Source organism: Serratia nevei, assembly GCF_037948395.1.
Classification (GTDB): domain Bacteria; phylum Pseudomonadota; class Gammaproteobacteria; order Enterobacterales; family Enterobacteriaceae; genus Serratia; species Serratia nevei.
Map to the genome: position 1 here is coordinate 4,001,892 of NZ_CP149940.1, position 18,965 is coordinate 4,020,856.

13 protein-coding genes are annotated in these 18,965 nt (G+C 62.8%); all 13 read right to left on the reverse strand.

Annotated elements, in window-relative coordinates; all coding sequences use genetic code 11:
* Positions 1-23 precede the first annotated feature (23 nt).
* The 13 genes from patD to purL all read right to left on the reverse strand — a co-directional run bounded on the left by patD (position 24) and on the right by purL (position 18,904).
* Positions 24-1,448, reverse strand: coding sequence for an aminobutyraldehyde dehydrogenase (gene patD, locus V8N38_RS19250; RefSeq protein ID WP_015378788.1), 1,425 nt, complete (start codon positions 1,446-1,448; stop codon positions 24-26).
* Between the two features lie 35 nt (positions 1,449-1,483).
* A complete protein-coding gene (locus V8N38_RS19255) occupies positions 1,484-2,290 on the reverse strand; it encodes an ABC transporter permease (RefSeq protein ID WP_038874514.1) in 807 nt (268 codons plus the stop codon).
* Complete coding sequence (locus V8N38_RS19260) at positions 2,280-3,224, reverse strand: ABC transporter permease (RefSeq protein ID WP_033644105.1); 945 nt, start codon at positions 3,222-3,224, stop codon at positions 2,280-2,282. The genes V8N38_RS19255 and V8N38_RS19260 overlap by 11 nt, the downstream gene beginning before the upstream one ends.
* A 1-nt stretch (position 3,225) precedes the next feature.
* Positions 3,226-4,254, reverse strand: coding sequence for an ABC transporter ATP-binding protein (locus V8N38_RS19265; RefSeq protein ID WP_147840200.1), 1,029 nt, complete (start codon positions 4,252-4,254; stop codon positions 3,226-3,228).
* Between the two features lie 53 nt (positions 4,255-4,307).
* On the reverse strand, positions 4,308-5,462 hold the full coding sequence (gene ydcS, locus V8N38_RS19270; RefSeq protein ID WP_033635611.1) for a putative ABC transporter substrate-binding protein YdcS: 1,155 nt from the start codon (positions 5,460-5,462) through the stop codon (positions 4,308-4,310).
* A gap of 73 nt (positions 5,463-5,535) precedes the next feature.
* The gene (locus V8N38_RS19275) at positions 5,536-6,999 is read right to left on the reverse strand and encodes a gamma-aminobutyraldehyde dehydrogenase (protein WP_047730064.1); all 1,464 of its coding nucleotides are present in this window, start codon (positions 6,997-6,999) and stop codon (positions 5,536-5,538) included.
* A 115-nt stretch (positions 7,000-7,114) separates the two neighbouring features.
* On the reverse strand, positions 7,115-8,038 hold the full coding sequence (locus V8N38_RS19280; protein WP_038874511.1) for a LysR substrate-binding domain-containing protein: 924 nt from the start codon (positions 8,036-8,038) through the stop codon (positions 7,115-7,117).
* Between the two features lie 332 nt (positions 8,039-8,370).
* A complete protein-coding gene (gene glnB / locus V8N38_RS19285; protein WP_004847623.1) occupies positions 8,371-8,709 on the reverse strand; it encodes a nitrogen regulatory protein P-II in 339 nt (112 codons plus the stop codon).
* 11 nt (positions 8,710-8,720) lie between these two features.
* A complete protein-coding gene (locus V8N38_RS19290) occupies positions 8,721-10,343 on the reverse strand; it encodes an NAD+ synthase (RefSeq protein WP_025303930.1) in 1,623 nt (540 codons plus the stop codon).
* A 130-nt stretch (positions 10,344-10,473) separates the two neighbouring features.
* Positions 10,474-11,814 carry a two-component system response regulator GlrR gene (gene glrR / locus V8N38_RS19295; RefSeq protein WP_025303931.1) on the reverse strand — a complete coding sequence of 447 codons (1,341 nt, stop codon included), beginning with the start codon at positions 11,812-11,814 and terminating at the stop codon, positions 10,474-10,476.
* Positions 11,811-12,683, reverse strand: a complete 873-nt coding sequence (gene qseG / locus V8N38_RS19300; protein WP_147840201.1) for a two-component system QseEF-associated lipoprotein QseG — start codon at positions 12,681-12,683, stop codon at positions 11,811-11,813. Before qseG ends, glrR begins: the two co-directional genes overlap by 4 nt.
* A 3-nt stretch (positions 12,684-12,686) precedes the next feature.
* The gene (locus V8N38_RS19305) at positions 12,687-14,123 is read right to left on the reverse strand and encodes a sensor histidine kinase (RefSeq protein ID WP_049200747.1); all 1,437 of its coding nucleotides are present in this window, start codon (positions 14,121-14,123) and stop codon (positions 12,687-12,689) included.
* A gap of 887 nt (positions 14,124-15,010) precedes the next feature.
* Positions 15,011-18,904, reverse strand: coding sequence for a phosphoribosylformylglycinamidine synthase (gene purL, locus V8N38_RS19310; protein WP_187181567.1), 3,894 nt, complete (start codon positions 18,902-18,904; stop codon positions 15,011-15,013).
* Between the last annotated feature and the right edge of the window lie 61 nt (positions 18,905-18,965).

Below are 18,965 nucleotides of genomic sequence, written 5' to 3' on the forward strand. Positions count from 1 at the left end.
TTGTGCGGATAATTATTGTAAAATCAATGTTTGAACATCACATGACGAATGGCGGTGTAATCCTCCAACCCGTACATCGACATGTCCTTGCCGTAGCCGGACAGTTTCTGGCCACCGTGCGGCATTTCGCTCACCAACATGAAGTGGGTGTTCACCCAGGTGCAGCCGTATTGCAGGCGGGCGCTTAAGCGATGCGCGCGGCCCACGTCGCGGGTCCACACGGAAGACGCCAGCCCGTAGTTGGATTCGTTCGCCCAGGCCAGCACCTGCTCTTCGTCGTCGAACGGCGTCACCGTCACCACCGGGCCGAACACCTCGCGCTGCACGATCTCATCCTCCTGGCGCGCGCCGGCCAGCAGCGTCGGCTGGAAGTAGTAACCCGGCCCTTTCACCTTCTCGCCGCCGGTCACCACCTGCACGTGCGGCAACGCTTTGGCGCGCTCGACAAAACCGGCGACCCGCTCCAGATGCTGGGCGGTAATCAATGGCCCCAGCTCGGTGCTCTCGTCGTCCGGCGCACCGATCTTCAGGCTGGCCACCGCCTCTCCCAGCCGCTTCACCAGCTCGGGATAAATGCTTTTCTGCGCGTAGATGCGGCAGGCGGCGGTGCAATCCTGCCCGGCGTTGTAGAAACCGAAGCCGCGAATGCCGTCCACCACCTGCTGCAGATCGGCGTCGTCAAACACCAGCACCGGCGCCTTACCGCCCAGCTCCATATGGGTGCGCTTAATGCCGGCGGCGGTGTGGGCGATGATGTGCTCGCCGGTGGCGATCGAGCCGGTCAGCGACACCATGCGCACCTTGTCATGCCCGGTCAGCCGATCGCCGACGCTTGCGCCGCGGCCGAACAGCACGTTGAGCACGCCCGGCGGGAACAGCCCGGCGGCCAGTTCGGCCAGTTTGAAAGTGGTCAGCGGCGTCTGCTCCGACGGCTTGATCACCACGCAGTTGCCCGCCGCCAACGCCGGCGCCAGTTTCCAGGCCGCCATCATCAGCGGGTAGTTCCACGGCGCGATCGAGGCCACCACGCCGAGCGGATCGCGGCGGATCATCGAGGTATGCCCGGCCAGATACTCGCCGGCCGCCATGCCGGTCAGGCAGCGGCTGGCCCCGGCGAAGAAGCGAAACACGTCGGCCACCGCCGGCAGTTCGTCGTTCAACACGCAGTGATAAGGTTTGCCGCAGTTGAGCGACTCCAGCCTGGCGAAAGTCTCGGCATGCTCGTCGATCAGATCCGCCAGCTTGAGCAGATGCTCGGCGCGCTCCTTCGGCGTGGTTTGCCCCCAGGCGGCGAACGCGGCGTCCGCCGCCAGCACCGCGCGATCGACCTGCTCCGGGCTGGCCTCCGCCACCTGCGCAATCACTTCGCCGGTCGCCGGGTTATACACCGGCTGGGTCGCGCCCTGGCCATTCACCAGTTGGCCGTCAATCAACAGTTGGCTTTGCATAGGGTTATCCTTTTATCAGAGGTCGGGTAAGGAAATTATTTGCCGCTGCCGGCGACGCTTTCCCCACCTTTGGTCAGGTAGTAAGCGCCGAGGATCGGCAGCATGGTCAACAGCATTACCGACAGCGCCACCACGTTGGTGATCGGCACGTCGCGCGGGCGACCGAGCTGGTTCAGCAGCCACAGCGGCAGCGTGCGCTCGTGGCCGGCGGTAAAGGTGGTCACGATGATTTCATCGAACGACAGCGCGAACGCCAGCATGCCCCCGGCCAGCAGCGCCGAGCCGAGGTTCGGCAAGATCACGTAACGGAAGGTTTGCCAGCCGTCGGCGCCGAGATCCATCGACGCTTCGATCAGGCTGTACGAGGTGCGGCGGAACCGGGCGATGACGTTGTTGAACACGATCACCACGCAAAACGTCGCATGGCCGACGACGATAGTCAGGATACCCGGCTCGATGTTCAGCGCCTTGAACGCCGCCAGCAGCGCCAGACCGGTGACGATCCCCGGCAGCGCGATCGGCAGCAGCAACAGCAGCGAAATACTGTCCTTGCCGAAGAAATCGCGCCGATACAGCGCCGCCGCCGCCAGCGTACCGAGCACCAGCGCGATGGCGGTCGCCAGGCAGGCGATCTGCGCCGACAGCAGCACCGCATCGATGATGTCCTGCCGCCCGGCGGCCACGTTGAACCAGTGCAGCGTGAAGCCCTTCGGCGGGAAGCTGAAGGCGGCATCCTCGGTGTTGAAGGCGTAGATGGCGATGATCGCCAACGGGAAATGCAGGAAGATCAGTCCGCCCCAGGCGGCCAGCTTCAGCCCTAAGGGCGCGCGTTCAGAGTGCATCGAAAGCCCCCAGACGTTTGACGATGGAAAGGTAAATGGCGATCAGGACGATCGGCACCAGCGTAAAGGCCGCGGCCATCGGCATATTGCCGATCGCACCCTGCTGGGCGTACACCATGCTGCCGATGAAATAGCCCGGCGGCCCCACCAGCTGCGGCACAATAAAGTCGCCCAGCGTCAGCGAGAAGGTGAAGATCGATCCGGCGGCGATGCCCGGTACCGCCAGCGGCAAAATGACGTGGCGGAAGGTCTGCGCCGGCCGCGCGCCCAGATCCGCCGAGGCGTGCAGCAGCGAGGGCGGCAGGCGCTCCAGCGCTGCCTGGATCGGCAGGATCATGAACGGCAGCCAGATATAGACGAACACCAGAAAACGCCCCAGCCCCGAGGTCGACAGCGTGTTGCCGCCGACGCCGGGCACCGTCAGCAGCGAAGCCAACAGCGGCTCCAGCCCCAGGTGCTGCAGGAACCACTGCGCCACGCCGTCTTTCGCCAGCAGCAGGGTCCAGGCATAGGCTTTAACGATATAGCTGGCCCACATCGGCATCATCACCGCGATGTAAAAGAACGCCTTGACGCGGCCGCTGGTGTAACGCGCCATGTAATAGGCGATTGGGAACGCCAGCGCCGCGCTGGCCAGCGACACCAGCACCGCCATGGTCAGCGTGCGCAGGATGATGTCGTAGTTGGCCGGGTTGAACAGCGCCGCCAGGTTGGCGAAGGTCAGATCCGGCGTCACCGCCATGGTGAAATCGTCGAAGGTGTAAAACCCTTGCCACAGCAGCGTCAGCAGCGAACCGAGGTACACCGCGCCGAACCACAGCAGCGGCGGCACCAGCAGCAAAAGCAGATACAGCGTCGGCCGGCGATAAAGCCAGGTCGACAGCGCGCGCACGGTACCGCCGCGCGCCGAGGGGGAATCGATGCTCATGTCCATCTCACCTCTCCTCCAGCAGCGGTACCATCGCCGCGCGCGGCCAGCAGGCGACGATCGGCTGGCCGATCTGCCGCTGTTGCCCTTCGGCGATCCACTGCGGATTGGCCTGGCTGACCAGCAGCTTTTCGCCGCCGTTCAGCGTGATTTCATACCGCGTGGCCGCACCCTGGTAATGGATTTCCTGCAGCGTGCCCTGCACCTGGATCTCGTCCTGCGCCGCGCCGCCGTGCTCCAGCAGGCGGATATGTTCCGGCCGGATCGAGAAGGTTCGGTTTTCGCCGAGCAGGCGCTGCGCCAGTTCGCTGCGCACCACGTTGGAGGTGCCGACGAACTCGGCGACGAACGGTGTCTTCGGCCGCATGTAAAGCTCGCGCGGCGTATCCACCTGTTCGATGCGGCCGTTATTGAACACCGCCACCCGATCGGACATCGACAGCGCTTCGCTTTGATCGTGGGTGACGAAGATAAAGGTGATGCCCAGCTGGCGCTGCAGCTTCTTCAGCTCGCCCTGCATCTGCTCGCGCAGCTTGAGATCCAGCGCGCCGAGCGGTTCGTCCAGCAGCAGCACCCGCGGCCGATTGACCAGCGCGCGCGCCAACGCCACGCGCTGCCGCTGGCCGCCCGACAGGTGCGCCGGCTTGCGTTCGGCAACGAAACCGAGCGCCACGCTCTCCAGCGCCTCTTGCGCCCGCGCCAGCCGCTCGCGTTTGGCGACGCCCTTCACCATCAGGCCGTAGGCGACGTTTTCCAGCACCGACATGTGCGGGAACAGTGCGTAATCCTGAAACACGGTGTTCACGTCGCGCTGATACGGCGGCAGGTTGGCGGCTTCCTGGCCGTGAATGCGAATCGAGCCGGAAGTGAGCTGTTCAAAGCCGGCGATCAGGCGCAGGCAGGTGGTTTTGCCCGAGCCGGACGGCCCGAGCATGGAGAAGAATTCCCCGTCCTGAATGTCGATGGATACCCGATCCACGGCGCGAACATCGCCGAAAGTCCGCGAAACATCGATGAATTGCACGGCAATGGTCATTTTCTGTGCTCCATACTGATGTAATTCGGGCGCAGCGGGCTGCGCCCCGCGGCTTAGCGGCCGCCCATGATGGCGATGTAATCCTGGGTCCAGCGGCTGTACGGCACGAACTTGCCGCCCTGCGCCTGCGGCGTTTTCCAGAAGGCGATTTTGTCGAACTGGTTGAAGCCGTTGGTTTCGCAGCCCTTCTCACCCAACAGCGCGCTGGCCTTGCAGCCCGCCGGTGAAGCCGGCACCGATCCGAACCAGGCCGCCACGTCGCCCTGCACCTTCGGCTCCAGCGACCAGTTCATCCACTGGTAGGCGCAGCTCGGGTGCTTGGCGTCGGCATGCAGCATGGTGGTGTCCGCCCAGCCGGTCACGCCCTCTTTCGGGAACACGGTGGCGATCGGCTGCCCCTCGCCCTTCAGGGCGTTGGCCTGATACGGCCAGGCGCTGGAGGCCACCACGCCTTCGTTTTTAAAGTCGCTCATCTGCACCGAGGTGTCGTGCCAGTAGCGGTGGATCAGCGCGTGCTGGCTGCGCAGCAGCTTCAGCGCCGCCTGATACTGCTCTTCGTTGAGCTGATAAGGATCGCTGATGCCGAGCTGTGGCTGGGTGGCCTTCAGGAACAGCGCCGCGTCGGCGATGTAGATCGGGCCGTCGTAAGCCTGCACCCGGCCCTGGTTGCTCTTGCCGTCCGGCAGGTTCTGCTGCTGGAAGATCACCGCCCAGCTGTCCGGCGGCGTCGGGAAGGTTTTGGTGTTGTACATCAGCAGGTTCGGCCCCCACTGGTACGGCGTGCCGTAGGTTTTGCCGTCCACGGTGTACCAGGCGCCGTTCAGCAGGCGCGGATCGATGTTCTTCCAGTTCGGGATCAGCGCGGTGTTGATCGGCTGCACCCGCTTGCCGAAGATCAGGCGCAGCGAGGCGTCGCCGGAGGCGGTCACCAGATCGTAGCCGCCCTTGGCCATCAGGCTGACCATTTCATCGGAGGTGGCGGCGGTCTTCACGTTCACCGCGCAGCCGGTTTGCTTTTCAAACTGGGTGACCCAGTCGTAGTTTTTGTCGGACTGGCCGCGTTCGATGTAGCCGGGCCAGGCGATGATATCCAGCCGGCCTTCGCCTTTGCCCAGCGACTGCGGCAGATCGGCCGCCTGAGCCAGGCCGCACAGCACGGTGAGACAGAGCGCGGAGACGGTGGTGGTGACTGCGGTAGTTTTTCTCATCGTAATTACCCCTGTGTTGCGTATCTGTGTGCGGCAGGGAACGGCTGCCGCCTGATTTTGCTTTATAGAACCGCTAGAAGCTGGCTTTGAACTTCGCCATTACGTGCCTGACAACGCTGTAATCCTGTAGTGAATCGCTGGACAGATCCTTGCCGTAGCCGGAGCGTTTCAGGCCGCCGTGCGGCATCTCGCTCGCCAAGGTGAAATGGGTGTTGATCCAGGTGCTGCCGTACTGCAGATGGGCGGCGATGTGCAGCGCCCGATCGATATTTTGCGTCCACACCGACGAAGCCAGCCCGTATTCCGAGTCGTTGGCCCACTCGACCGCCTGCTCCAGGTGTTCGAAGCGCGTGATGCTGACCACCGGGCCAAACACCTCGCGCTGCACGATTTCGTCGCTTTGCAGGCAGCCCGCCAGCAGGGTCGGCTGGTAGTAGAACCCCGGCCCGGAGTGGGCCGCGGCGCCGGTGATCAATTCGATATGCGGTTGGCTGAGCGCTCGCTCGACGAAGCTGGCGACGCGATCGCGTTGGCGGCTACTTATCAACGGGCCGATCTCGTTGTCCTGATCGCGCTTGCGGGCAAAGCGCAGGCTGGCAACCGCCTCGCCCAGCGCGTCCACCAGCTTGGGATAGATGCCCGCCTGTGCATAGATGCGGCAGGCGGCGGTGCAGTCCTGGCCGGCGTTGTAATAGCCGTAGGTGCGGATGCCGTTGACCACCTCGTCGAGATCGGCGTCGTCGCAGACGATCACCGGCGCCTTGCCCCCCAGTTCCAGGTGGGTGCGCTTGACGCTTTTGGCCGCCGCCTGAAGAATTTTTTGCCCGGTGACGATATCGCCGGTGACCGACACCAGCCGCACCTGCGGGTGCCCCACCAGCTGGCTGCCGACCCCTTCCCCGCCGCCGTAGACGATATTCAGCACGCCCGGCGGCAGGATCTCCTGCAGCGCCGGCACCAGCGCCAGAATGGTCAGCGGCGTATGTTCGGAGGGTTTAAACACCACGGTATTGCCCGCCGCCAACGCTGGCGCAATCTTCCACGCCGCCATCATCAGCGGATAGTTCCAGGGGGCGATCGAGGCCACCACGCCGATCGGATCGCGGCGGATCATCGAGGTGTGGCCCGGCACATACTCGCCGGCCAGCTGCCCTTGCTGCGTGCGCACCGCGCCGGCGAAGAAGCGGAACACGTCGACCGCCGCCGGCAGATCGTCATTGAGCGCCTGATGCAGCGGTTTACCGCAGTTGAGGGCTTCCAGCTGCGCCAGCTGCGGCGCCTGCCGCTCGATGGCGTCGGCGATGCGCAGCAACAGAGCGGCGCGCTGGGCCGGCGTGGTGCGCGACCAGTGGCCGAACGCCTGCTGCGCGGCTTTCACCGCGCCGCCGACCTGCGCCGAAGAGGCTTCGGTCAGGGCGATCAGCGTCTCGCCGTTGGCCGGATTGACGATGCATTCCTGCTGGCCTTCGCCGTCGACCAACTGACCGTTAATGAACTGCTGACAGGACAAACCTGAGAGAACCTGCACATCTGCCATCGCCTGACGCCCCTAAGTGACAAAAACGTTAACCAAATGTGAATAATTTAGTTTTAATCAGCCTAAGCGAGCCTCTGGCGGGCAACAAATTCTAAATACTGAACGCCGCGTTCGATTAAATCGAATGCTTAAGCCCGGCGGCGTGTTTGCTGCCGTTCTCGCGCGCGATGGTAAGGAACGGCGTCACCAGCTCCGGCCGCGCGCTGCCGCGCCGCCACGCCAGCCCAATATCCAGCGGCTCCAGCAGATCGTCCAGCTTGCGCGCTTCGATCATGTTGCCCTCGAGCGACCAGGCGCGGTACGCCATGTCCGGCTGGATGGAGACCCCCATCCCCGCCGCCACCAGGCTGCGCACCGCCTCGGTCGAAGCGGTCTTCATGGCGATCTCCGGCTTCAGCCCGGCGCGCGACCAGATGCGCCGCGCGTGCACGTCCATTTCATCGGCGTTGAGCTGGATCAGCGGCTGTTTGGCCACGTCCGCCAGGCTGATGCTCTCGTGCTCCAGCAGCGGGTGCAACGGCGGCAGCCACAGGCGATACGGCGAGTGCATCAGCACCTCGGTCTGCAGCGCGTCGCGGTCTTCGATGTTCGACAGGATCAGCACGCCGATGTCGATCTCGCCGCTGACCAGCAGATGCTCGATATACGGGCGCTCGTCTTCAACCACCTGCACGGTGACGTTGGGATAGGCCGATTTGAAGCGCGTGAGCAGCTCCACCAGGAAGTAGCCGGCCACCAGGCTGGTGACGCCGACGGTCAGCTTGCCGGTCAGGCTTTCGGTGCCGATCTGCAGGCTGCGCTTGGCGTTGTCCACCGTCGCCAGGATCAGATACGACTGGCGCAGGAACTGATGCCCCTGATGGGTCAGCGTCATGCCCTTGGCGTGGCGATCGAACAGCCGCACGCCAATCTCGGTTTCCAACTGCTGGATCGCCAGCGTCAGCGAAGACTGGGAGACAAACACCGCCTGGGCGCCGGCGGAGATCGACCCGGTTTCCGCCACCGCGATGAAGTGGCGGATTTGGCGTAACGTCATCATCCCTATCGCCTTTCAAGCCGCTGCGTTGTTGTCTGCGTGCGCTTACCCCAGTCACTTACTTGAGTAAGCTCCTGGGGATGCACGCCCTTGCCGCCTAGCCGCAACTTGAAATTCATTGGGGATCACCTCAATCAAGATAGTTAGATTGATTGTAGATCCCGCGAGAAAAGCGATCGGGAAAAGTATCAAAAACGCGATAGCGTTCGCTTTTTTAGAATGCCGACGGGCAAAAAGGGGGGAAACGGCGAGGCGAAGAAGCATGATGCGCGGGGAGCAGAAATGACAAGGGCGCAGCACGCTGCGCCCTGGATGGCCGATGACCCTGCGGAGGATCAGATCGCTTCTTCGTCCTGCTCGCCGGTACGGATACGCACCACGCGCGCCACGTCGAAGACGAAGATTTTGCCGTCGCCGATCTTGCCGGTCTGCGCGGTCTGCATGATGGTTTCCACGCAGGTGTCGACGATGTCGTCGGCAACCACGATCTCGATCTTCACCTTAGGCAGAAAGTCGACCATGTACTCGGCACCGCGGTACAGCTCGGTGTGGCCCTTCTGGCGGCCGAAGCCTTTCACTTCGGTGACCGTCATACCGGTGATGCCCACTTCGGCCAGCGCTTCGCGGACGTCATCCAGTTTGAACGGCTTGATAATCGCGTCGATCTTTTTCATCTTCTTTCCTTTTACCAATTTTTGCGGCCAAAACCGGATGTGATGGGGTAGCGGCGGTCTTTGCCGAAGTTACGGGCGGTGATACGCGGCCCGACGGCGGCCTGACGCCGCTTGTATTCGTTGATATCCACCAGGCGGATCACCTTGCGCACGATCGCTTCGTCGAACCCTTCGGCCACCAGATCGGCAACCGACTTGTCGCGCTCAACGTAGCCTTCCAGGATCGCGTCCAGGATATCGTACGGCGGCAGGCTGTCCTGATCGACCTGATCCGGCGCCAGCTCGGCGGACGGCGGACGATCGATCACCCGCTGCGGGATCACGTAGGAGACGGTGTTACGGTATTCGGACAGCTTGAACACCAGCGTTTTCGGCACGTCCTTCAGCACGTCGAAACCGCCGGCCATATCGCCGTACAGCGTGGCGTAACCCACCGCCATTTCGCTCTTGTTGCCGGTGGTCAGCACGATGCTGCGGCGTTTGTTGGACAGCGCCATCAGCACCACCCCGCGGCAACGCGCCTGCAGGTTTTCTTCGGTGGTGTCGCGCTCGGTGCCGGCGAACATCGGCGACAGCTGGCCCATAAAGGCGTCGAACATCGGTTCGATGGAGACGATATCGAACTCCACGCCGAGGATTTCCGCCTCTTCCTTGGCGTCGGCGATGCTGATATCCGCGGTATAGCGGAACGGCATCATCAGCGCCTGCACCTTGTCTTTGCCCAGCGCATCCACGGCGATCGCCAGCGTCAGCGCCGAGTCGATGCCGCCGGACAGGCCCAGCACCGCGCCTTTAAAGCCGTTTTTGGTCACGTAGTCGCGCACCGCCAACACCAGCGCCTGGTATACCTGCGCCAGCTGCGGCAGCTCAGCGGCCGGATCGGCCATCGGCACCACGGCCAGCTCGTTGAATTCCAGACGAGTCACCTGCTCGTCGAAGGCCGCCAGACGGTGAGTCATGGTGCCGGCGGCGTCAAATACCTTGGAGCAGCCGTCGAAGATCAGCTCATCCTGGCCGCCGACCTGATTGAGGTACACCAGCGGCAGCTGGGTGCGCTGGCAGTGGCCGGCCATCAGCGTTTTGCGGATATACGGCTTTTCGCGGTTATACGGCGAGGCGTTGATCGACAGGATAATTTCCGCGCCGGCCGCCTTGGCGGCGTCGATCGGCTCAGGGAACCACAGATCTTCGCAAATCAGCAGACCCAGACGGTAGCCTTTCAGCTCCACCACGCAGGTGTCGTTGCCGGCGTGGAAATAGCGCTTCTCATCGAACACGCCGTAGTTCGGCAGCTGCTGCTTGAAGTAGCGGGTCAGCAGGCGGCCTTCGGCAAACAGCGACAGCGCGTTATACAACTTGTCACCTTCGCGCCACGGGTGGCCGACCAGGATCGCCGTCTCGGCGGAGGCTTGCTGCAGGCGCAGCAGCTGCGCGTCGCAGCGCTGATAGAAGTCATTGCGATACAGCAGATCTTCCGGCGGGTAGCCGGACAGCGCCAGTTCGCTGAACATGACCAGATCGGCTCCCGCCTTCTGCTGCTCCTGCACGATTTGCAACATGCGTTCGGTGTTGCCTTCAATGTCGCCGACCAGCAGGTTCAGCTGGGCCAGGGCGATGGAAAGTGATCTGCTCATTTGTGTACGATCCCGCTTAATACGTTCCATGGTGCTCTACGCCGGGGCGCGCCGCGGCAAAGAGAACGGAGTGTAAATCATTCCGCCGGATTTGTTGAGAACCTGCGTGGCAGGCGCCGGCGGCAAACTGTCATTCTTTAAAATCGTTGGCGTCCAGCTCGTGGCGCGACAGCAATTTGTAAAACTCGGTGCGGTTGCGGCCCGCCATGCGCGCGGCCTGGGTCACGTTGCCCTTGGTGATCTGCAGCAGCTTGCGCAGGTAGTGCAACTCGAACTGGTTGCGCGCTTCGGCGAAGGTCGGCAGCGCGGTGTTTTCCCCTTCCAGCGCCTGCTCCACCAGCGCTTCGCTGATCACCGGCGCCGAGGTCAGCGCCACGCACTGCTCGATGACGTTGACTAGCTGACGCACGTTGCCCGGCCAGCTGGCGGTCATCAGCCGCTTCATGGCGTCGGTCGAGAAGCTGCGCACGAACGGCTTGTGCCGCTGAGCCGCCTCGCGCAACAGGTGGTTGGCCAGCAGCGGGATATCTTCGGCGCGTTCGTTGAGCGCCGGGATCTTCAGGTTCACCACGTTGAGGCGGTAGTAGAGATCCTCGCGGAACTCGTTCTTCGCCATCGCCTTTTGCAGATCGCGGTGGGTGGCGGAGATGATGCGCACGTCAATGTCCAGATCGCGGTTGCTGCCCAGCGGCCGCACCTTGCGCTCTTGCAGCACGCGCAGCAACTTCACCTGCAGCGACAGCGGCATGTCGCCGATCTCGTCGAGGAACAGCGTGCCGCCCGCCGCCGCCTGGAACAGCCCTTCGCGGCTGCTGACCGCGCCGGTAAAGGCGCCCTTGGCGTGGCCGAACAGTTCGGACTCCAGCAGCTGCTCCGGCAGCGCACCGCAGTTGATGGCGATAAACGCCTTGCCGGCGCGCGGGCTGGCGGCGTGGATCGCCTGCGCCACCACCTCTTTGCCGGTGCCGCTCTGGCCGTTGATCAAGACGCTGACGTCGGACTGCGCCACCATTTTCACCTGCTCCAGCAGGCGCAGCATCAGCGGGCTGCGGGTGACGATGTCTTCGCGCCAGGCCTCGTCGCCGGCCGGGGTGGCCGACAGCGCGAGCGCTTCGTCGATGGCCTTATACAGCGCATCGCGATCCACCGGTTTGGTGAGGAAGCTGAACACCCCCTGCTGGGTGGCGGCCACCGCATCGGGAATCGAACCGTGCGCGGTGAGGATGATCACCGGCATGCCCGGCTGATGCTTTTGGATCTCGGCGAACAGCGCCATGCCGTCCATCTCGTCCATACGCAGATCGCTGATCACCAGATCGATCTGTTCGCGCGCCAGCAGGCGCAGCGCTTCCTGGCCGCTTTCGGCGGTGGTGACGTGAAAACCTTCGCTGGTCAGACGCATGCCCAGCAGCTTCAGCAGGCTGGGATCGTCGTCAACCAAGAGCAAATTGGCCGGTTTGCGTGCGGTCATTGCGCGTGGGACTCCTTATTGGCAGGGTGCGGCGTATAGGTGTCTTCCGGTTCAACCGGCAGCGCGGTGCCTTTTTCCGGTTCGTCCTGCGATTCAGCCCCTTTGGCGGCCGCGCCTTTTTTACCGGCGGCTTCGCCCTTTTGCGAACCTGCGCTGTTGTCCGGGATTTCCCCTTGCAGCTGCTTGCGCGAAGAGAGCTGGCGCTCGATGTCGGTCAGGTTCTCCAGCTTGCGCGAGGTGTCCTGCAGCTGAGATTGCAGACGCGCCTGGCTCTGGCGCAGCGAATCGATCTGACTGTCGCTGCTCTCCTGCAGATGCTGATAGCGAGCTTTCTCATCGAACAGCGTGATCTGCAGCAATTGCTGCTGGCGCCACAGCTGCGTCAGCGGACGCAGTGAACCGGGGAATTCCATCCGGTAGCTGTTGATCCTGTCGATGATTTGGCGGCGTTCGCCGGAGGTCGGCTGCGCGCTGCCCAGCAGGATGCTCTGTTTGAAAACGCCGGACCAGCTGTCGCCAGGCACCGTTTTCGCCAGCGCACGCGCCTGGGTCGACCCGATGCGATCGGCGCAGTCCATCGCGCGCAGCCAGTAGAGCGAGTTAGCCAGCGCGTCCTTATCGTCCAACTGCCACAGGGTATCGCAAGCCGCGGTGCGGTAATCGATTACCTTGGTATCCGGGATCGCCTCTTGCTGCTGAGGGTTCAGGCCACCGCTGACGGCGCGATCGACGCAGCCCGCCAGCAACAGCGGCATAAAGAAGACGGCGCCCAACCAGCTGATCGGGCGTTTGCCGAGCGGCGCTCTGTGCGTGGCACGCGGTGAACGTTCGGTCTGTGCAAGACGAAGGCGTTTAGACCATGTGTACATTATTTATTCATTCTCGGCGGTTAACGGCAGTTCAATGCGGAAGCAGACGTCTGCACCGGCGACCGTCGCCAGTTGCAGCTCACCGCGCATGCGACGGATACAGTCCTGAGCGATGCTCAACCCCAGTCCGCTTCCTTTTACCGCCCCTTTTCGCTGGTGACTACCCTGGAAAAAAGGCTCGAAAATCATGGCTCTTTCAGCCTCGGGGATCGGCGTGCCGGTATTGGCGACGTCGATTTGCACCCGTTGTCCAACCTGACGGCTGCGGATCCAAATGTTACCGGATTCCTTGCCGTAGTGCACCGCATTGGAGTAGAGATTATCCAGCACGCGCATTAATAGCGTAGGCTCTGCCCAGCAGATTTCCGCCTCCAGCGTAATTTCGGTGGAAATCATCTTCGCCCGCGCCGGCAAACTGTGCGCGGCGACCACCAAATCGACCATTTCGCGCAGCTCGACGTTCTCGTGTTCCGCCGGGCCATCGGCCAATTTGCGGTTGTAATCCAACAGCTGTTCGATCAGCTGCTGCAGATGGCGGCTGCTGTTGTCGAGGATCGCCACCACCTCTTTCTGATCGGAAGTCAGCGGCCCCGCCACCTCGTCGGCCAGCAGTTCGGTGCCTTCACGCATGCTGGCCAACGGCGTTTTCAGCTCGTGTGAAATATGGCGCAGGAACTCGTGGCGCTGCGACTCCAGCCACGCCAGCCGCTCGCTCAGCCAGATGATGCGCTGCGCCAGCGAACGCAGCTCGCGCGGCCCTTTGAATGACGCGGTGCTGCCCAGCGCACGCCCTTCCCCCAGGCGGTTGATCATCCGCTCCACGGCCTTGACCGGCCCGATGATCATGCGGGTGAACAGCACCACCAGCAGCACGCTGACCAGGAACAGCAGCAGCGCCTGCCAGCCGAAGAACTGGCCGCGCTCGGCAATGGCCTGCTGCAGCTGCTGGCCACGCGAGAACACCACCGCGCGCGTGGCCTGCACCATTTCGGCGTTGGAACGGGAGAACGACTCGAGCAAGGCGGAAGCCTCTTGGTCCGGCCCGCTGTTATGGCATTTGATCGCCGCCAGCTGGGTCAGCAACTGGCGCAGCGTTTGGTAGTAGCGCTCGTCCGGCAGGATCGGCGCGTGGGCATCCAGCATCTGCGAATACTGCTTGCGCTGGTTCTGGTACAGCTTCTGCAGCGTAGGATCGACCAGCACGCAGTACTGACGATAGCTGCGCTCCATCTCCAGCGCCACGCTGGTCATCGCCTCGCTGCGCCGCGCGTCCACCAGCGTGGTGCGGTTGATGTCCGCCGCCTGCGCGCTGAGGTGATCCAGACTCTGGTAGGCCTGATAGGCCAGCACCAGCAGCGGCAACAGCACCAACAGGAACGCCAGCAGCACCAATTGCCGCAGCGAACGGGGGAATAAACGCCATTTTTTCAACGAAATCATCTCATTCTCTCAGCTCTGTCACGATGCTAACTGACTCGCCGGAAAGAGAAAAGCCCGGCAAGGGAGAATCCTGAACGCACAAGGAAAAAGCTGCGGGTTCGGTGAACCGCGCCCATAGGCCTGGCCTGCCGACGGCATGCAGCCTCGGTAACATCAACCGATGCGAAAGCAAGAGTGTGGGGATAGCGTCTGCGTTCGAGGGCATAGACAACGAAACAGGGATAAGCGCAGCGTTGAGAAATGACATCGGGGCAAGAAACTTGCCCCAACGCAAGGAAAGTGTGGATGCCCTTAAGTCTCGTCCCCAGGGTGATGTAGCGCAGCGGCTGGCATCGAATAGGACGAATAGCATCCGTAAGTATCCAGGATTGATGAACCCTTCATCACAGTTGGATACAGGCGGTGCCTCACTCCACGTGTCGCCCGATGCTTGATAAAGCCGTTTGCACGGTCTGTTATCGGTTTGGTTGGACGATAGGCACCATTTCTTTGGCATCATTCGGAGGCTTATGAGGCGATTTGCCGTCTAAATACGGCGCCATCATAGAAAGTTGAATGAGCAACTGACGATAATAATGCACGTTGCGTGCCAACTTTGCAATAAAAATAATAACAATATGATTTTATTAAAAAATAAAACTATACCAGCAAATTTCTTTGCGCATCACGCCCCGATGAGCGATGAAAAAAACAGCGCGCTGTCGCCAAATGCAGACAACTAAAGCCAAACTCGCTTACAGCCAATAAAATCAAAAAGTTAAATGTCTCCATTTAGCGACAGGAAAAATAGCACCTGTCGCAAAATGCAGACACTATCGCCAATCGCCGAACCTCGGCCATAAAAAAGGGCGCAATTGCTTGCGCCCTCTGTACGGTGGTGGCCGTTTTTAGCCCAGTTGCTTACGGGCGTTGCGGAACATGCGCATCCACGGGCTGTCCTCGCCCCACTCTTCCGGGTGCCAGGAGTTGCTGACCGTGCGGAACACGCGTTCCGGGTGCGGCATCATCACCGTGGCACGCCCGCTGGCGCTGGTTACGGCGGTAATGCCGTTCGGCGAACCGTTCGGGTTAGCCGGGTAAGCTTCCGTCACCTGACCGGCGTTGTTGACGAAACGCAGCGCCACCAAACCGTGGCTTTCCAGCGCCGCCAGATGCGCCGCATCGCGCACTTCGACATGCCCTTCACCGTGGGAAACGGCGATCGGCATACGTGAACCGGTCATGCCCTGCAGGAACAGCGACGGACTGGCCGCCACTTCCACCAGGCTGAAGCGCGCCTCGAAACGATCCGACAGGTTGCGCACAAAGCGCGGCCAGTGCTCTGCGCCCGGGATCAGCTCGCGCAGGTTGGACATCATCTGACAGCCGTTGCACACGCCCAGCGCCAGCGTCTGCGGACGGTGGAAGAACGCTTCGAACTCGTCGCGCACCCGCTCGTTGAACAAGATAGATTTCGCCCAACCTTCGCCGGCGCCCAGGACGTCGCCGTAAGAGAAGCCGCCGCAGGCCACCAGCGTATGGAAGTCCTGCAGATCGCGGCGCCCCGCCAGCAGATCGCTCATGTGCACGTCCACCGCGTCAAAGCCGGCGCGGTGGAACGCCGCCGCCATTTCAACGTGGGAGTTCACCCCCTGCTCGCGCAGCACCGCCACTTTAGGGCGAGCGCCCTTGGCGATGTACGGCGCGGCGATGTCTTCCTCCGGTGCGAAGGTCAGCTTCACGTTCAGGCCGGGATCTTGTTCATCCTGCTTGGCCTGATGTTCCTGATCGGCGCACGCCGGGTTGTCGCGCAGGCGCTGCATCTGCCAGGTGGTTTCCGCCCACCAGGTGCGCAGCGTATTGCGGCTTTCGCTGTACAGCGCCTTGCCGTGTTGGGTGATGACGAAACGATCGCCGGCCTGCACGCTGCCGATGTGATGCACGTTGTCGGTCAGTCCGTGCTGAGCGAACGCCTGCTTCACGTCGTCGAGACGTTCGGCGCGCACCTGGATCACCGCGCCCAGCTCTTCGTTGAACAGCACCGCCAGCGCATCGTCGCCGAGGCCGTCGAGATTGACGTCCACACCGCAGTGACCGGCGAAGGCCATCTCCGCCAGCGTCACCAGCAGGCCGCCGTCGGCGCGGTCGTGGTAAGCCAGCAGCGCTTGATCGGCCACCAACTGCTGCATGGCGTTGAAGAAGCCCGCCAGCTGCGCAACGTTGCGCACGTCGGCCGGTTTGTCGCCCAGTTGGCGGTAAACCTGCGCCAGCGCAGTGGCACCCAGCGCGTTATGGCCGTTGCCCAGGTCGATCAACAGCAGCGCGCTGTCGCCCTTATCGGTGCGCAGCTGCGGCGTCACGGTGTGGCGCACGTCCTCCACGCGGGCGAAGGCGGTGATGACCAGCGACAGCGGCGAGGTCATTTCGCGCTGTTCGTTGCCTTCCTGCCAGCGGGTTTTCATCGACATGGAGTCTTTGCCCACCGGGATGGTGATGCCCAGCGCCGGGCACAGCTCTTCGCCCACCGCTTTCACCGCTTCGTACAGGCCGGCGTCTTCGCCCGGGTGGCCGGCGGCGGCCATCCAGTTGGCGGACAGCTTCACGCGCTTCAGGCTGCCGATTTCGGTGGCAGCCAGGTTGGTCAGCGCTTCCCCGACCGCCAGGCGGCCGGAGGCGGCGAAGTCCAGCAGCGCCACCGGCGCACGTTCGCCGAGCGACATCGCCTCGCCGTAGTAGCTGTCCAGGCTGGCGGTAGTGACCGCACAGTCGGCTACCGGTATCTGCCACGGGCCGACCATCTGGTCACGCGCCACCATGCCGGTAACGGTGCGATCGCCGATGGTGATCAGGAAGGTTTTCTCCGCAACGGCCGGCAGATGCAGCACGCGTTTCACCGCGTCGGCCAGCGTGATGTTCTCACGCTGCACCGGCTGGCCATTCGCCTGCAGGCGGGTAACGTCGCGGGTCATTTTCGGCGTCTTGCCGAGCAGCACGTCCAGCGGCATGTCGATCGGCTGGTTGTCGAAGTGACGGTCGTTCAAGGTCAGGTGCTGTTCTTCGGTCGCTTCGCCGATCACCGCATAAGGTGCGCGCTCACGGCGGCAGATCTCGTCGAACTGCGCCATCTGCGCCGGGGCAATCGCCATCACGTAACGCTCCTGCGATTCGTTGCACCACACTTCCAGCGGGCTCATGCCCGGCTCGTCGTTGAGGATATCGCGCAGCTCGAAGCGGCCGCCGCGGCCGCCGTCGCTCACCAGCTCCGGCATGGCGTTGGACAGGCCGCCGGCACCGACGTCATGGATAAACAGAATCGGGTTCTGGTCGCCCAGCTGCCAGCAGCGGTCGATCACTTCCTGACAGCGGCGCTCCATTTCCGGGTTGTCGCGCTGCACCGAAGCGAAGTCCAGATCGGCATCGGACTGACCGGACGCCATCGACGAGGCCGCGCCACCGCCCAGGCCGATATTCATCGCCGGGCCGCCCAGCACCACCAGCTTGGCGCCGACGGTGATTTCCCCTTTCTGCACGTGATCGGCGCGGATGTTGCCGATGCCGCCCGCCAGCATGATCGGTTTGTGGTAGCCGCGCAGCTCAACGCCGTTGTGGCTGTTGACGCGCTCTTCATAGGTACGGAAGTAGCCCAGCAGCGCCGGACGACCGAATTCGTTGTTGAACGCCGCGCCGCCCAGCGGGCCTTCGGTCATGATATCCAGCGCGGTGACGATGCGTTCCGGCTTGCCGAAATCCTGCTCCCACGGCTGTTCAAAGCCGGGAATACGCAGGTTGGACACCGAGAAGCCCACCAGGCCGGCTTTCGGCTTGGCGCCGCGGCCGGTAGCCCCCTCGTCGCGGATCTCGCCGCCGGAGCCGGTCGCGGCGCCCGGCCACGGCGAGATCGCCGTCGGGTGGTTGTGGGTTTCCACCTTCATCAGGATGTGCGCTTCTTCCTGATGGTAATCGTACTTGCCGTTGTCCGGCGCGGCGAAGAAGCGGCCGACCTGCGAGCCTTCCATCACCGCGGCGTTGTCTTTATACGCCGACAGCACATAGTCCGGCGTCTGCTCATAGGTGTTCTTGATCATCTTGAACAGCGATTTAGGCTGCTGTTCGCCGTCGATGATCCAATCGGCGTTGAAAATCTTGTGGCGGCAGTGCTCGGAGTTGGCCTGCGCGAACATATAAAGTTCGATATCCGTCGGGTTGCGCCCCAAACCGGTAAAGGCATTCAGCAGGTAGTCGATCTCGTCCTGCGCCAGCGCCAGGCCGAGCCGGACGTTGGCCTGCTCCAGCGCGGTGCGCCCTGCGCCCAGCACGTCGACAGACTGATACGGCGCTGGCTGATGGTGCGCGAACAGCTGTTCGGCCTGTTGCAGCTCGCTGAAGACGGTTTCCATCATGCGATCGTGCAGCAGCGCGGCGAGCTGGCGCCACTGGGTTTCCGTCAGCTCGGGCGCCTTGACGTAGAACGCCAGGCCGCGCTCCAACCGCAGCACCTGCTGCAGACCGCAGTTGTGGGCGATGTCGGTGGCTTTGGAAGACCAGGGAGAAATGGTGCCCGGACGCGGCGTGACCAGCAGCAACCGGCCTTCAGGGGCATGTTCGGCGAGAGAAGGACCGTACTTGAGCAGCCGCTGAAGTTTGGCGTGTTCTTCGGCACTGAGCGGTGCGCTAACATCGGCAAAGTGGACATACTCGGCGTAGATATCACTGACGGGCAGGTGGGCGTCCTGGCAGCGGGACAGCAGTTTGGTAATGCGAAAAGCCGATAAAGCGGGCGAACCACGCAGAATTTCCATAATCAAAGTTCTCTCGTCTTCGAAGCGGCGGATAAGACGCTTCATTGGGCGCAACAGGGGAAAA

Bases quoted from the DNA above. Each gene is read 5' to 3' on its own strand.
- qseG (WP_147840201.1), bottom strand. From the start codon at position 12,683: ATGTACACATGGTCTAAACGCCTTCGTCTTGCACAGACCGAACGTTCA.
- V8N38_RS19280 (WP_038874511.1), bottom strand. From the start codon at position 8,038: ATGATGACGTTACGCCAAATCCGCCACTTCATCGCGGTGGCGGAAACC.
- V8N38_RS19290 (WP_025303930.1), bottom strand. From the start codon at position 10,343: ATGAGCAGATCACTTTCCATCGCCCTGGCCCAGCTGAACCTGCTGGTC.
- ydcS (WP_033635611.1), bottom strand. From the start codon at position 5,462: ATGAGAAAAACTACCGCAGTCACCACCACCGTCTCCGCGCTCTGTCTC.
- V8N38_RS19265 (WP_147840200.1), bottom strand. From the start codon at position 4,254: ATGACCATTGCCGTGCAATTCATCGATGTTTCGCGGACTTTCGGCGAT.
- V8N38_RS19275 (WP_047730064.1), bottom strand. From the start codon at position 6,999: ATGGCAGATGTGCAGGTTCTCTCAGGTTTGTCCTGTCAGCAGTTCATT.
- V8N38_RS19305 (WP_049200747.1), bottom strand. From the start codon at position 14,123: ATGATTTCGTTGAAAAAATGGCGTTTATTCCCCCGTTCGCTGCGGCAA.
- V8N38_RS19260 (WP_033644105.1), bottom strand. From the start codon at position 3,224: ATGGACATGAGCATCGATTCCCCCTCGGCGCGCGGCGGTACCGTGCGC.
- glnB (WP_004847623.1), bottom strand. From the start codon at position 8,709: ATGAAAAAGATCGACGCGATTATCAAGCCGTTCAAACTGGATGACGTC.
- patD (WP_015378788.1), bottom strand. From the start codon at position 1,448: ATGCAAAGCCAACTGTTGATTGACGGCCAACTGGTGAATGGCCAGGGC.
- glrR (WP_025303931.1), bottom strand. From the start codon at position 11,814: ATGACCGCACGCAAACCGGCCAATTTGCTCTTGGTTGACGACGATCCC.
- V8N38_RS19255 (WP_038874514.1), bottom strand. From the start codon at position 2,290: ATGCACTCTGAACGCGCGCCCTTAGGGCTGAAGCTGGCCGCCTGGGGC.